The sequence below is a fragment of the Flavitalea flava genome, from assembly GCF_054461575.1.
Map to the genome: position 1 here is coordinate 1 of NZ_JBTLQH010000076.1, position 15,363 is coordinate 15,363.

The window sequence follows — 15,363 nt, forward strand, 5'->3', positions numbered from 1 at the left end:
AATAGCAGCTTCGCCGTATTTTTAACACCGAACAAAGCACTTGAATAGGATAGTCAGTTCGCAGCTCATCTATGAAGCAATAGGTCGTCGTTAAGTCCCACGGCTGAAGACGACCAAGGCTTTTTTTAAAATATCACGTTCTTGTTCAGCTCGGCGAAGTTCCGCTCTGAGCCGCTCAATCTCTGCTGCAGCATCGGCATTATACCCACCAGGCGATCCGTTTCCAGCTCCTGTACCCTTATGGGCCTTCTTTTTCCAGGTGTATATCAAATTTTCGCTAATTCCTAATGCCTCGGATATCTCTGCCACTGGTCGGCCCGAAATAATCATCTTTAAGACGTCTTCCTTAAACGAATCGTCATACTTGCGCCGCGTTCTTTTTTTGCTCTTTCCAGTCATTGTTGTTCAAATTTAAGCAACTTGACTGTCCGGATAAATTAAAACATCTCACTGAGCCATTTATTTAGCGACCAATTCCCGAACTAATTTCCTGGACAGAATATCTGCTTCCCTGTTGTACCTTATCCCTTCCGATTCCCGGTATACTGCCTCCGATTCTTTGTCAGACCCGTGAGATCCGCTATTTTGGCTATGCGCTTTGATCTTTATCCATTCGATAAGGAATGCTCCGGTTAGATCCAGGAATTCCTTTACCAGGTCAGCATTCTGCAATTCCACGCCCTTTTTATTGGCAAAGCCGGAAGCACTTAGTTTCCGGGCGCGACCGGGAAGACCAACTACGTATTGGCTATCGGAACCTATTTTTAAATGACTTATGAAAGGGTAATTTATTTTGATATGTTGGATGGCCCGGATGACAGCCAGGACCTCCATGCGGTTATGGGTCGTGTCTTCAACGACTCCGGACAAAACGACTTTATCTTCTCCGGTCAGTAGGATAGCTACCCATGCACCTTTACCGAGCTGTGTATGGCAGCTGCCGTCAGTATAAATCCTCACCTGATTGTTATTGCCGGAAGACATGGGGAGTGCAAGAAACGAAAAAACCCCCAAGATTAGTCGGAGGCTTTTCAGAGAATTTGAATTTTAATGTTTTCGTTTTAGGGAAAACAATGAACCTTGGTTTTTCTGGATATGGTTTATTTCATTGGAATTGGATAAGACAAAAGTAGAGTAAGCGGGGTGGCCAACCTAGAGCAAAACCCCTCTATTTTTATCGTAAGTTTACGATTTCTATCAAAAAGCTAAGAAATATCAGAAAGGACAAAAAAAGGAGAAGTTTTTTTTACCTGCCTGATTGAATTGCGGCTAGCTTCATGGGCAAAATCCTAACCGACTTAAAAATTGACGCATGAGCCTTAAAAAGTACCTGGTAATAGCCCTCCTTTGCTTTCCATCATCGTTTCTTCTGGCAAAAGATTATGCCGTTTCGTTGTTTGGAATACATGCAGATGGTATCACCCTTAATACCCGGTCTATCCAATTTGCCATCGATTTTATAAACCAGAAAGGAGGAGGGAGACTGGTTTTTCCGGTAGGCAGGTACCTTACCGGTAGCATCCACCTGAAATCGAATACCATCATTCATCTGGAAGAAGGAGCCGTATTACTGGGATCTTTAAACCCATTTGACTATGAAAAAAATGGCTGGACGGCAATGATCTTTGCGAACGACCAGGTAAATATTGGCATAACCGGAAAAGGGACGATTGACGGACAGGGAAAATATGTGGCAGCAAATCTTATCGATATCATTGACAAAGGTCTTGTAAAGGATCCCTTAAAATATGGAAGACCGGTAGAAACGGCAAGGCCCATGAACGTTTATTTCCGTTCCTGCACCAACATATCGATCCTGGGTGTGACCTTTCGAAATTCAGCCAGTTGGAATCAAACCTATGATCAGTGCAAACAGTTAAGAGTAGACAGCATTTATGTCGATAATAAGGAATTCTGGAACGAAGATGGAATCGATATCGTGGATTGCGACAGTGTAACCGTAACTAATTCTTATTTCGATGCAGCGGATGATTGTATTTGCCTTAAGTCCCATGATGCCAAAGTGTTTTGCAATAATATCCTGATCCGGAACAATACGATCCGTTCCAGCGCAAATGGCATTAAGTTTGGCACCGCTTCGCGCGGAGGGTTTAAAAATATCCGCATACTGAATAATAAGGTATTCGATACCTATCGCTCTGCCATAGCATTGGAAGCCGTCGACGGTGGTTTTGTTGAAGGTATAGAAGTTGACAGTCTTCAGGTTTATAATACAGGCAATATCATTTTCCTGCGCATCGGAGAGCGTTTGGCAGGTAAAAAAGGACGGTTGGAAAATGTAAGCATCCGTAACGTGTATGCCGAAGTTCCGGCTACAAAGCCTGACGCAGGATACGGTTATGAAGGCCCTATAGAAGATATGCCGAGAAATATTTCACCGGCAGTGATCATCACCGGATTGCCCAATGCACTGATTTCCGGGATCACGCTAAAAAACATAGAAATAAAACATCCGGGAGGCGGAAATCCCTTCTTTGCAAAAATCTCATTGGACTCTTTGGATCAGGTCCCGGAAGTAGCAGCCGTATACCCGGATTTTTCCATGTTCAAAGAGCTCCCGGCCTGGGGTATATATATCCGCCATGCGCGGGACCTGCATTTTTCCACTATCGGGTTATCCTGCGGTAAAAAAGATTATCGGTTACCAGTAGTGCTGGACGATGTCCATGAATCGCAATTCAGTTCTGTAACTGCTAAGCAGCCAGATGAAAAAAGAGTCTTTTATACCTATAAATCCAGCAACATCACCATCCATTAAAACAAACGGTGGCAAAGGGATCAGGTAGGGGCAAAAAAAAAGGAGCAGTATAGAAATACACTCCCGTTTTTAAATCCAATATCCTATGAAAAACCGAATAGTATAATTCAATTGGCATACCAGAAGACAACCATTTGATTATCAATCGTTAATTCAGTTTTTCATTTATGATTTTGTTCCAAAATGGGAAAGAAAGTTCAGAAATGAGAATAGGGGGTTGAATAGGGGGTGAACGGGGGGTGAATGAGGGGTGAGTTATCCTGAGACAGCCCCTGAGAATACATCCATAATATCCATTAATTGACTGGCCTCGTCAATTCCGCAGGGATTTTCCTGTAATCCGCTGAAATAGGCGACGACCTCTCCGATCATGGGTTCTTGTATGGAACTGGGATGGATAAAAATCTCCCTTACTTCAGGTTTGTTTTCCTCCTTATTTGGAGACTTGTAGCTTTTCCAACTGACATAGTCTCCAAAAAATGCAAAGGTAATATGTCCTTCCGTTCCGATGATCTCGCAGGTATCCGCCTGCTCTTCTCTTCCAACATTAAAGCACCAGGAGCCATTTACCACTATGCCGTTCTTAAAAACAAGCTGGCCGCAGACATGATCATCGGCCCTGGTGGTCTTCGCCTGGTTTAAGCCAAAACCGTGGTATTTCAGGGGCTCTCCAAAATAGTACAACATCAGGTCGAGCTGATGCGGCGCCAGGTCGTGAAAATACCCTCCGCCGGAAAGTTCGGGTTGTACACGCCAGTTTGTATCTGCACCTGAATGGCGATCCGAATGGTGATCCGAATGGGAAACTTCTCCGCCCGTAAAAGCAGGTTTCCGGCTTTGCCATAATCTTATCTGTACCGTACGGATCTCACCAATACTTCCATTTCCGATCAACTCCTTAATCCGTAAAAACAGGGGTAGTCTGCGGCGGTAGTGTGCAACGCTCAATTTACCCTGACTTTGCCTTACCTCATCCGCCATTTTCCCCGCCTCGCCGGCATTAAGCGTAACCGGCTTCTCAACATATACATGCAGGCCTTTTTTTAACGCAGCTATTGCATAGGGTAAATGAAAGGCAGGAGGAGTGGCGATATAAATAGCATTGATCTCCGGGTCATTCATCATTTCTTCTGCATCTGTATACCATTTGGCGACCTTATGTCTGGCTGCATAGTCTCTTGCTTTACCGGCATCACGCCGCATAACGGCAATTAAACGGCTGCCTGGTATCTTATTAAAGGCCGGACCGCTCTTTATTTCAGTCACATTTCCGCATCCGATGATGCCCCAGTTAATTGAATTTGTCATTCCTGATTTTTGCGTCATTATATTCCTTCCTTTTCCTCTATTTATCCGGTGGTAATGGGCTGACCGATGTCCAGCCCCCGTCTATGACCAGGCTTTGTCCTGTTATATGCCTGGAGGCTGGAGATAAAAAGAAAAGGACAGCCCGGGTAATATCGCCGACGGTAGCAGGCCGGCCCATCGGAGTAATGGTTGACCAGGCATTTTCATACCCGTCAAAGGTTAAGGTCCGTTCGGTTAATGTTGCGCCGGGTGCTACGGCGTTGACGGTAATCTTGTATGGAGATAATTCTACTACCAGGTTTTTAGCCAGCATTTCCAGTCCGGCCTTTGTTACGGAATAAGCCGCCAGATCCTTGTGCGCCTGATGCCCCACCACACTGCTCAGAAATACAATGCTGCCGCCACTGTTTTGTTTGATGATCTGATTGGCTACTGCCTGAGCCAGGTAAAAACTTCCACCGAGATTTAATTTCATTACCTTATCAAAATCCTGCTCCGGATAGTCCAGGAAGTTACCATATAAAGAAAGACCGGCATTGGCCACCGCCAGGGTAACTCCTCCAAATCTTTCTACCGCCAGATCAACCAAACTCCTGATAAATTTTACATCCGAAGCATCGCCAGGCGCAGAAAGGCAGGTCCCTCCCAAGGCGGCAATCGTGAAAGCTGCTTTTTCGGCCAGTTCCGCATCTGCATCGTTCAGGATAACCGAAGCCCCGTTAAGGGATAACTCCCTGGCAATTCCGAAACCTATTCCCTGACCTGCGCCGGTGACTATGGCAACCTGTTTGTCAAACCTTGTATCACTCATCTTTAATTATTGAATAAAATTTTTAGGTGCTACTGTATAACCCGAAAATCTATTTCACCCCTTTGGACGAGTCCCAGGCCCCCTGTAACTTCCGTGCATAGAGGATTTGCCCGGTATGATAGGCATTATGAGCGCTGATATGGGCGATGACGGAATACCAGGTTTGTAATTTGGCCTCGTCTGCATTTTTGATGACCGTCTCCCAGTCTTTCATTACCTGGTCCAATTGCCGTATGGTAGCCGCCCATGACTCTTCGGTGAAGGCAGTGAAAGTCTCATCGTTGTTCCCGGAAAAGGGCTTTGGCTTAACTCCATTGAATTTATCCAGTTCCTGCTGGTTCCAAAAATATAAATGATAAGCCAATTGGCCTATGGAATGGCTTGAATCGGAGGGTTTCCACATAGCCTGTTTGGCAGTGACCCCTTCGAGGGATTTCTGAACGGGAACAAACCAATCCTGTTTGTTCCAGGTTGTCTGGAATTGTTCCAAAAGGATGGATCGTAAAGTTGGTGCGGTCTTCTCCTGTGAATAGGCGAATAAGGTGAGGTTGCCGAGGAACAATAAAGAAAAAAGTTTTTTCATAAAAAGGTTTTTTTTTAATTTTCTTCCAATACTACGTGTTTTATATTCTTCCTGTCAAAGGTATATGTAATATGCACTTTTCCATCAGTAGCCTGAATAACGGCAGGATAGCTGAATTCTTCTTTTTCCCCATCCTCCAGAATGGCAATATCTTTCCACTGGCGTCCGTCTTTGGAAACAGCTACGTTCAATTTTCCCCTGCTGTTAAACCATTCCTTTCCCCCGATAGTGGGGTTATAGACCAGGAGCTGCCACCCGTTTTGTAAAGAAACTGCATCGATTCCGGAGTTAGGATTGGGTAAATCCAGCTTCGAAAGATTTCCCCATGTCTTTCCGTTATCTGAGGACCATGCCTCGAGGATACGATCCTGATCGCTCCGGCAAAGTATTTGTAACCGATTATCAGGATAAATCAGGATGCTGGGTTGAATGGCCTTAACACCGGCATTGGAATCCACAGGAATGATCTCCCAGGTTCTACCCAGATCCGAAGATCTTTCTATATAGACTTTCCAGGTATCTTTTGTCTCGACACTGGACGGAGAAAGCAGTGTTCCGTCTTTTAACTGGACAGGCTTATTTTTTATAGGGCCCAATACCCCTTCGGGTAATCGTTCGGGCATCGACCAGGTTCTTCCGTTATCGGAGGAAGTCCTGACCATACCCCACCATTCCCTGGGTTTGGGTCCGATCTTATAAAATAAAAACAATTTCCCTTCCTTGTCCCTGAACAGTACGGGGTTCCAACAGGGAAACCGCAGGCTATCCCTGTAACTTCCGGTCATGGATTTCTTTTGATCATCTGTAATTACTCCGTCAGCGATGCAAAAGGGTTGCGTCCATTTTCCTTTTTTCTGTTTTGCCTTTTTCTGTTCAGACAGCCATATCGTTACGTCCTTTTTTCCTTCCCGGGTTCCACCGAAACAAGCGGTCATTAATTTGCCCGGAGAAACTTCGACAATTGTGGAAGCATGACATTCTTTAAAAGGCGGATCGGTAAAAATCAATTCTTCGCTGACCTTGTGCCAGGCAAACTGGCCATAACTATTAAAAGAGAAGAACAGGCCAAAAGAGAGGAACAGGATAAAGGACAGGAACAGGCTAAAAAAGTGGAATGGAAAAAGATGGGACAGAAAAATCAGAGGTGAGGCAGGTTTCATAAGGCAATTTATTAAAGGGTTATTTTTAACTTTCGAAAAAACGCAGGTTCTTCTATTTCCCTGACCCCGCCAACAGGCAGATCTTCTAATTCCAGTTCTTCTATAGACAACCGGATCAGGCGGATACAACGGTGACCGATCGCTGCCACCATTTTTCTGATCTGACGGAACTTCCCTTCCGTAAGGGTAATCTGCAACCAGGTATGTGGAGTAAACTCCCATCCTTCCCATCCATTCCCGAACAGATTGGTAGGCTTGTCCACGATCTCCGCCTCACAGGCCGTCGTAATATAATCTCCACCGCCACGTACCCGGATACCGATCCCTTTTCGTAACCGGTCCAGGTTTTCAGCACTCACGGCATGTTTTACTTTTACCAGGTAGGTCCTTTTGTGAAGGGTCTCGCTTTCAAATAAAAGACGCGTCACTTTTTTATTGGTAGTCAGAATCAACAAACCTTCCGAATGATTGTCCAGCCTGCCTATAGGATGGGTACCTTCAGGAAATACAAAGTCAAGATCACCCAACAGCCGCACCTCATGGGAGCTCACGAATTGCGAGACCATATCACAAGGTTTATTGATGATAAAGTAACGATGGGCGGAAGGGATCATTATGCAAGTCTGGATTAGGCCCCAAATGTAATGGATTATCCTTTTTTAAAATCTTCCAATTCCCGGATAAAGGTCATCGCCCGGGACACCTTTCTAATTCCTGAATCATTGATCAGGGCCTTTACCCATTTTTTCTTATTCATATTTTCCGGGATAAGATTTCTGAACAGGACTACCGTCAAACCGACAAAGAACAGGGTGATCGGGGTTTGGATGATCCAGAACCGAATGCCTCCATCCCGGATAAAAGCATTACTGATAAAAAATGTAGACCAGAAAGGAAGCTGAAGCCAAAGAACCCGGATGCTCCGGATCATGGATCTTTGCAGGACAGCCAGTTTCTCCTGGGTTTCCAGTATGCTTTCCACATAACTTATATGCTGAAGGGTCATGATATCCCGGATATAATCAATGATGGCGACGCCTGTACAGATGATAAATACCCCGATGGATACTGCCATGACGATTTGCGTCCGGACAAAATAAAAGGCTACGCAAAGCAATAATAACCAGGCCAGGCCAAATACGATCCCCAGGATCCTGGTGGCAATCATGGAATTAAGATTCGTTCTGACCTTACGCATCTGCATATCCTTAACCAGGTACAAATTCAGGGTTAAAGACTTGTCCAATTTTTCGTCGCAGGCTTTCCAGATATGGATGAATTCGTCCCTGCTCATTTCTGTGCTCATAGTAAATGGTTTTATTGGGAAAATTTTTGTTTTAAAATAACTTTGATACGACTTATCCGGGTAGCCACATTCGTTTCGGTAATACCCATAATCCCCGAAATCTCTTTATAACTGTTTTCTTCCAGGTACAGAATCATCAGGGCCTTGTCGAGTTCATTCAGCTCCCGGATGTATTGCTGCAGGCGTCGGCTCCGGTCCTCTATTTCCGATGTATCCTCCGTTTCATTCCCGATATCGATTAAAAGATGGGGGGGCAGGTTACTGCCTTCGCCAAAAGATTCCTTTGCCCCTTCTTTTTTCTCTTTACGATAGAAGGATATGGCCACATTCAGGGCAATCCGGTACATCCAGGTAGAAAATCGTTGATCGGAATTATAATGGCCACCGGATTTCCATAATTGATAGATGATTTCCTGAGCAAGGTCTTCCCGGTCGTTTTTGTTCCGGCAATAGGAGTTACATATTTTAAACAGGATACGTTGATTATCCCGGATCATCTGCAAAAATTCATCCTGGTCGGTCGGTAGGTTCATGGTTCGTGTATAGATTCGTACAATCTATTATTCGCAGAAAGGCCACAAAAATCACAAATGAACGGGGATTTTTTTAAAAGTAGGGGAAAAACTCAGGGGAGAATGGGGAATCAATGAGGTAGGGGCAAAAAAAAAGGAGCAGTATAGACATACACCCCGTTTTTAAATCCAATATCCTATGAAAAACCGAATAGGATAATTCAATTGGCATACCAGAAATTAACTGGCTGATTATCAACGTGTAATTTAATTTTCCAGTTACGCATTAGTCCCGAAATGGGAAATAAAGTGCAGAATTGAGAGTTAGTTTTCTACCAATTTTTTGATTTCCCGCAGAACCGGCCCCCATCCGTCTCCGTCATTATAGGTTTCCTTGTATCTTTTCTCTCCGTCCGCTACCGTTGCAAAATCGCCCTGGGTTATATCCAGAACGGTTTGTTTCCCCTTGGATGTCAATGTATAGGTCACCGTAACATAATTTTCAGGAATATCCGTCACAGTGGTGCTGTTGGGATCGATCGTCGTATAGGCGAGGTAAATCCCGGGCCTTATATCCACTATTGTTCCCTTTACAAAAACCATTTCTTTCCCTTCATAATCAGCCCGCCAAAGCAGAGGGCTCCCTACTTTCCAATCAGAGATTGCTTCGCATCCGAACATATACTTTTTTGTTTCTTCCGGATTGACGAGTGCATTCCAAACCTTTTCGGCCGGTGCGTTGATATCTATAGTACTTTTCACGATCATTGGTTCGCTCATATCTGGTTATTTGTTTGTTTAGTTAGATTTGATACAATATTAGCTTCCCTGCACTACATAGGATTGCATTTAACGGATTTTTTCTAAAAAGGATCCGATTTTCTAGTTGATTATCTTTTTCAGCTCCATCCTCACCAAAGATTGTCCCATCCTGCCATCCAGGGTGAGGCCGTCAGGGGTATGCTTCAATCGCGCATCGAGCGTATCGTGGACCACAGGAGGGAATCTCCAGACAACCTGCATATGGCTTGAGGCCCGATCATACTTGTAAGTTCCAAGTACAAGCCTTTCCAGGCTGTTATATGCAAATACACAATCATTGTTTTCATCGATAAATACATTCGTCAATACACTGTCTTTGCAGTCACCCTGATGGATGGCTTTGTCATTGGTCCACATAGATGTAACCTGGTATTTACCATATATTTCAGGGTCCCTGTGTGGTAAATGAAAAAAACAAAGGATCAGCAACAAGGGGATAATAACGACGGATAAACGAATCGTGTTTATCATTATTCCTGAAGGACCAGCCGACAAAAAGAAAAAGGGCAACAACCTCTCCTTTTCCTCCAGCAAAAGATAAAGCAACCCCAGTAATAAAATCACGGCATGCCCAATCTCACCCGGATAGAAATGATAAAAACAATTCATCAGGCAGATATTCAGCATGACCGGCAGCAAGGCAAAAACACCCACCAGCCTGGTTCGTGGAAAAACAAGGAAGAGGGATCCCAGGATCTGAAATCCGCCGATCACATTAAGAAAGGCAGGCGAACGCCCAAAATAGGCCCAGCTAAGATCCTCTCCGGAAAAACCGCTGAACGGACCATCCAGCAAGGCAATAGGCGTATGGGCCTGCAATCCGAACCATTTCTGCAACCCGATCATGGCCAGATCCAGTGCAATCCCGTAACAAAGCAGGGATCTCAACAAATCCCCTGGTCCGGATACTTTGTTCCAGAAAAAAGGAAAAAGAAGCCCGCTCAAAAAAATGATCCCTGCGGGGATAACTGCTGCTATTGGCGCCGGAGTGTTGGCCGGGTTCACTCCTCCTTCAAAGGCCAGGCGGGTAACGATACGAAGAACAGTCATCGAACAGACCAGACTGGTAAGGGCGCTGATCAGAAATTTACGGGCAAAGGGAATATTTCCGTTGTTGTTCATTTTCCAGGATTTTGATCTTTTTTTCAATGAAACAGATTGGTCTTTTCAAGAGAGTGAAAAAAAGAGAATTTCCATAGAGCGGGTGGGAATTTATAAAACAGAAGAATTATTTCAAAAAATACAAAAAAGAAAGGGCCTCCCCGGGGAAGCCCTTTTCTTTTAAAATGTTATGGATACGCTGCAGGCAGGTAGTCCTCTGCAACCTGCAGACCGGCTGACTGGGCTGTTAGTATCCGAATATTTCTTCCAGGCTGAGGGTTTTCACCGATCCGACCTTTTTCAGATCATCCTGGCTGATCTTTTTATCGGAACCCACCACACAATAGGTGAAGGGTTTATTGGCAATCTGATCCTGATGCAGCTCCTTCAGATCATTGATCGTGAGTTTGTCCACTACCGCATATTCATTCTTCCGCTCGTCATAATCCAACCCCTTTTGTTTGGCAGTCAGATAGGTAAAAATAATACCATCCTGGGTCGTACGTTCCGTCTCGATATCTTTTTTCAAACTGGATTTTGCCAGATCGAATCCTTTTTCGGATACCGGCATATCATTGAGCAATTCATTCATACCCTTAATCGCATCATTCATTTTATCTGCCTGGCAACCTATATAGGCAAGCATGGAATATGGGTCTTCCTTTTTTGATGGTGTCCGGTAACTGGCAAAAGTTGAATAAGCCAATGCTTTCGACTCCCGCAGGGTCTGGAAAACGACCGATCCCATACCCCCTCCAAAATAATTATCAAACACATCCACTACAGGTTCTTTGGCAACATCATAGGGAGCGCCATTACGGATCCATACGATCTCGCTTTGCACCATATCATAATTGGCGAACAATACCTGGTTGGCTGTCTGCGTGGTAAAGGCATATTCCGCTTTGGCAGGATAAGGCGCAAAAGTGGCTGGCAGTTTATGCAATTTCCCGATTGATGCAGTAAAATTATCCGGTGTCAGCGGACCGTAATAAATGACGGTATGTTTGTAATTCAACAATCCATGTAAAATAGCCACCAGATCTTCAGCCTTCAGGTTACCGATCTCTGCATCCGTCAGACCTGTATTGTAGGGGTTCTTTGCCCCATAACGGGCATAACTTATCAGTCCTTGAAGGATAGCCTGTTTGTTAAGTTTGTTATTCGATCTGGCCTTCATTATCCGGGTCTTCAGTGCGGAAAGGGCTGCCGTATCGGGCTGACAATTGGCCAGGATATCCTCGAATAAGGAAGCGGCCTTTTCAAAATTCTCCTGCAATCCGGAAATGGTCACGGTCGTATTCTCGGTTCCGGCGTTGATGCTGAAATTACTGGCAATCGTATAGAACTCCTTGCTGATCTGTTCAGCGGAATATTTTGAAGTGCCCAGGAATTGTAAATACTGCGCAGCCAGGGGCAATAATTTATTGTTCCATATTCCCATATCAAACCGGTAATACAAATGAAACAATTCATTTTCCTTGTTCTGGACATAAAGGACATCCGCGATACCCGTATGGGTGCGGGTGATCCCATTGTTAAAATCCAGCCATTGGGGAACCGATGGCGATACATCCATGGCTGCCACTTTTTTTACAAAAGGAGATTGTTTGCCCGCATTGGTCTCAACAGGAGTAATAACAGGTTTGTCCACTTTTACAATGCTCTTGTCCTCGCCTTTACGTTTGTATAGGAGTACATAGTTACCTCCGAGGTATTTATTGGCAATACCGATGATCTCCTGACGGCTGACCTTCGCCTGCTCGTCCAGATCGGACACATCCTGATCCCACTTCTCACCCCGGTGTTTGATAAAACCTTCCATCAGCGCGACCGACCTGGTGCCATTCTTCTCCAATCCTTCCAGCAAGGCCAGTTTGCCATTGGCAATGATTGCCTTTACCAGGTTTTCATCAAAGTCGCCTTTTTTTAACTTATCGACCTGGCCCATCAGCAAATCCTTTACTTCCTCCAGGGACTGTCCCTGTTTGGGTGTTCCCAATAAAAGAAAGATCCCATAGTCCTTATATTGCTGTAGACCTGCCTGTGCAACCTGCACCTTCTGCTGTTTGTTCAGATTAAGATCCAGCAAGCCTGCTTTCCCGTTGGAAAGGATGCTGGAGATCAGGTCCAATACCAGGGCATCATGGGTATTGGCCGCGGGGGTCCGGTAACAGATCCGCATATTCTCTGCACTGGGTCCGTATATATCCTTTACGATGGGGGTAGTGAGCGGCTTCTCCGGGGCGGGATTATACAAAGCTACCGGTTTGGATTTCATATAGAAAAAGGTCTGATCGATCTTTTTGATCAGGACATCCGGATCTATATCGCCAGCCATGATAACGGCCATATTATTGGGCACGTAAAATTTATGATAATAGTCCCGGATCGCACGGATAGAGGGGTTCTTCAAATGTTCAACCGTTCCTATCGTCGTCTGCTGCCCGTAATTATGGGTAGGGAACAGGTAATAATGCATGGCCTCGCTCATTTTGTTACCGTCATTATCCAATCCCCTGTTTTTCTCTTCGTATACTGCTTCCAGCTCCGTATGAAAAAGACGGATGACCGGTTCACGAAAACGCTCCCCCTGCACGATCAGGAATTTATCCATCGCGTTGGAGGGAACATCCTCTTCATAAACTGTTTCTTCCACCCAGGTATGCGCATTGGTACCCTGGGCACCAATATCCGTCATCAGCTTGTCATACTCATTGGCGATCGCATATTTTGAAGCCAGACCGGAAACACTGTCAATCTTCCGGTAGATCTGCCTGCGTCTTACGCTATCTTTCGACGAATTGTATTGCTCGTATAAAACATCGATCTGGTCCAGGTAAGGTTTTTCCTTAGCCCAATCCAAAGAACCGAATTGATCCGTGCCCTTGAACAATAAATGCTCCAGATAATGGGCAAGCCCTGTATGTTCTTTGGGATCGGTATTGCTTCCCGCCCGGACCGCAATGCGCACGGAGACCCGGGGTTCTTTATGATTAACACTCAGCATCACCGTCAATCCGTTGGATAAGGTATAGAAACGGGTCTGCATCGGATCGTTGGTAACGTACCTGTAGGTATATCCGCCGGAAGCCGCCTGCTTCCAAACATATTTATCCGGAGAAGACTTGTCCTGTGGAGAAGAAGCTGTCTTGTCCTGCGCAGCCGTGAAGACCGGCGGGGTCATACTCACAACGGCTAAAACGAATAAAATAAAGATTCTGGTCATTTTCATATAAATCTTGTTTTTTAATAATATCCCTTATCAATTAAGGGGTCCAGGTATTAATTAAGGGGATAAAGTACTATAATTTTTTATAAACTTCCCCTGCCGTTTATAAAATCAGCGACGAACACACCAATTTACTGGTACAAACGGCCCGATTCATTATGCAAACCGGAAAATAAGGGGGGTAAACTAAGGGTTGTAGTTTATCGTTATCTTTACGCCTCCAAAATCAACCACTATGGAATACAGGATCGAAAAAGATACCATGGGTGAAGTGAAAGTACCGATCGATGCTTATTATGGAGCACAAACCCAGCGCAGTGTAGAAAATTTCAGGATCGCCCAGGACATCAACAAAATGCCCAAAGAGATCATTGCCGCCTTCGCCTATCTGAAAAAAGCCGCCGCCATCACCAATTTTGAAGCCGGTGTTTTATCCAAGGAAAAATCCGATCTGATCGGCAAGGTATGTGATGAAATACTGGCCGGCAAACTGGATGCCTGGTTCCCCCTGGTGGTCTGGCAAACCGGCAGCGGCACCCAAAGCAATATGAATGTCAACGAAGTCGTAGCCTATCGCGGCCATGTCCTCTCCGGAGGTAAACTAACCGATAAAGAAAAGACCCTGCATCCGAACGACGACGTCAATAAATCCCAGTCCTCCAACGATACCTTTCCCACTGCCATGCATATCGCGGCTTATAAAATGCTGGCAGAGACCACGATTCCGGGGATAGAAAAACTAAGGGATATCCTGGCCGCCAAAAGCAAACAATTCAGTAAGGTGGTAAAGATCGGACGCACACATTTCATGGACGCCACTCCCCTTACCCTGGGGCAGGAGTTCAGCGGATATACGGCCCAATTGAATCATGGACTGAAAACCATTAAAAACAGCCTGGCCCATCTGTCCGAACTGGCATTGGGCGGCACAGCCGTAGGAACGGGTATCAACACTCCTCCCGGATATTCTGAAAATGTAGCTGGTAAAATTGCGGAACTTACCGGTCTGCCCTTTATAACGGCAGAAAATAAATTCGAAGCCCTGGCCGCCCACGATGCCATCGTAGAAGCACATGGAGCCCTCAAGACCGTGGCGGTCAGCCTGATGAAGATCGCCAACGATATCCGGATGCTTTCTTCCGGTCCGCGCAGCGGGATCGGCGAGATCTTTATCCCCGATAATGAACCGGGTTCCTCTATCATGCCGGGCAAAGTCAACCCCACCCAATGCGAGGCATTGACCATGATCGCTGCCCAGGTGCTTGGCAATGATGTGACTATTAATATCGGAGGCGCCACCGGTCATTTCGAGCTGAATGTCTTCAAACCCGTCATGATCTATAACTTCCTGCATAGCGCCAGATTAATCGGAGATGGCTGTGTCAGTTTCTCTGAGCGCTGCGCCATTGGCATCGAGCCCATCGAAGCCAATATCAAAAAACATGTCGATAACTCCCTGATGCTGGTAACTGCCCTAAACCCTAAGATCGGCTATTATAAAGCAGCAGAGATTGCCCAAAAAGCCCATAAAGAAGGAACCACCCTTAAGGAAATGGCGGTGAAGCTGGGCTACCTCACCCCGGAACAATTTGACGAGTGGGTCAAACCGGAGGAAATGGTAGGAAAAATCGATTAAGCATATAATGTACACCTCAGTTTCAAAAAGAGAAGGGCGCCGGGAAAATTTGGCGGCCCTTTCTTTTTTTAAATAGTGTATTACTTTTTCTTTCTGTTGGTTCCGGTGGGGGT

Annotated in this window: 14 protein-coding genes; 2 read left to right on the forward strand and 12 right to left on the reverse strand. The window is 45.3% G+C overall.

Annotated features, from left to right (window positions below; all coding sequences use genetic code 11):
- Window positions 1-90: 90 nt before the first annotated feature.
- The gene (locus ACX0G9_RS30520; protein ID WP_459068783.1) at window positions 91-399 is read right to left on the reverse strand and encodes a transposase; all 309 of its coding nucleotides are present in this window, start codon (window positions 397-399) and stop codon (window positions 91-93) included.
- 60 nt (window positions 400-459) lie between these two features.
- Entirely contained in the window at window positions 460-960 is a 501-nt protein-coding gene (locus tag ACX0G9_RS30525) for an RNase H family protein (protein WP_459068784.1), read from the reverse strand.
- Between the two features lie 352 nt (window positions 961-1,312).
- On the opposite strand from ACX0G9_RS30525, the gene ACX0G9_RS30530 reads away from it, so the two are divergent.
- Window positions 1,313-2,779, forward strand: a complete 1,467-nt coding sequence (locus ACX0G9_RS30530) for a glycoside hydrolase family 28 protein (protein ID WP_459068785.1) — start codon at window positions 1,313-1,315, stop codon at window positions 2,777-2,779.
- A gap of 255 nt (window positions 2,780-3,034) precedes the next feature.
- On the opposite strand, the gene ACX0G9_RS30535 is transcribed toward ACX0G9_RS30530, so the two are convergent.
- From ACX0G9_RS30535 to ACX0G9_RS30580, 10 genes are all read right to left on the reverse strand, one after another.
- Window positions 3,035-4,087, reverse strand: coding sequence for a Gfo/Idh/MocA family protein (locus ACX0G9_RS30535; RefSeq protein ID WP_459068786.1), 1,053 nt, complete (start codon window positions 4,085-4,087; stop codon window positions 3,035-3,037).
- 37 nt (window positions 4,088-4,124) lie between these two features.
- The gene (locus ACX0G9_RS30540) at window positions 4,125-4,898 is read right to left on the reverse strand and encodes an SDR family NAD(P)-dependent oxidoreductase (RefSeq protein ID WP_459068787.1); all 774 of its coding nucleotides are present in this window, start codon (window positions 4,896-4,898) and stop codon (window positions 4,125-4,127) included.
- 49 nt (window positions 4,899-4,947) lie between these two features.
- Window positions 4,948-5,481, reverse strand: coding sequence for a DinB family protein (locus ACX0G9_RS30545; protein WP_459068788.1), 534 nt, complete (start codon window positions 5,479-5,481; stop codon window positions 4,948-4,950).
- A 14-nt stretch (window positions 5,482-5,495) separates the two neighbouring features.
- Window positions 5,496-6,641, reverse strand: coding sequence for a sialidase family protein (locus ACX0G9_RS30550; RefSeq protein WP_459068789.1), 1,146 nt, complete (start codon window positions 6,639-6,641; stop codon window positions 5,496-5,498).
- A gap of 11 nt (window positions 6,642-6,652) precedes the next feature.
- Window positions 6,653-7,255 carry a pseudouridine synthase gene (locus ACX0G9_RS30555; protein WP_459068790.1) on the reverse strand — a complete coding sequence of 201 codons (603 nt, stop codon included), beginning with the start codon at window positions 7,253-7,255 and terminating at the stop codon, window positions 6,653-6,655.
- A 35-nt stretch (window positions 7,256-7,290) separates the two neighbouring features.
- Complete coding sequence (locus ACX0G9_RS30560) at window positions 7,291-7,947, reverse strand: hypothetical protein (RefSeq protein ID WP_459068791.1); 657 nt, start codon at window positions 7,945-7,947, stop codon at window positions 7,291-7,293.
- A gap of 11 nt (window positions 7,948-7,958) precedes the next feature.
- The gene (locus tag ACX0G9_RS30565; protein ID WP_459068792.1) at window positions 7,959-8,480 is read right to left on the reverse strand and encodes an RNA polymerase sigma factor; all 522 of its coding nucleotides are present in this window, start codon (window positions 8,478-8,480) and stop codon (window positions 7,959-7,961) included.
- Window positions 8,481-8,783: 303 nt separating this feature from the next.
- A complete protein-coding gene (locus ACX0G9_RS30570; RefSeq protein ID WP_459068793.1) occupies window positions 8,784-9,239 on the reverse strand; it encodes an SRPBCC domain-containing protein in 456 nt (151 codons plus the stop codon).
- Between the two features lie 102 nt (window positions 9,240-9,341).
- Window positions 9,342-10,403: a hypothetical protein gene (locus ACX0G9_RS30575; RefSeq protein ID WP_459068794.1), complete on the reverse strand. Its 1,062-nt coding sequence runs from the start codon at window positions 10,401-10,403 to the stop codon at window positions 9,342-9,344.
- A 226-nt stretch (window positions 10,404-10,629) separates the two neighbouring features.
- Entirely contained in the window at window positions 10,630-13,617 is a 2,988-nt protein-coding gene (locus tag ACX0G9_RS30580) for a M16 family metallopeptidase (RefSeq protein ID WP_459068795.1), read from the reverse strand.
- Between the two features lie 232 nt (window positions 13,618-13,849).
- Here ACX0G9_RS30580 and fumC point away from each other — a divergent pair, with 232 nt between their 5' ends.
- Entirely contained in the window at window positions 13,850-15,250 is a 1,401-nt protein-coding gene (gene fumC / locus ACX0G9_RS30585) for a class II fumarate hydratase (RefSeq protein ID WP_459068796.1), read from the forward strand.
- The last annotated feature ends 113 nt before the right edge of the window (window positions 15,251-15,363 follow it).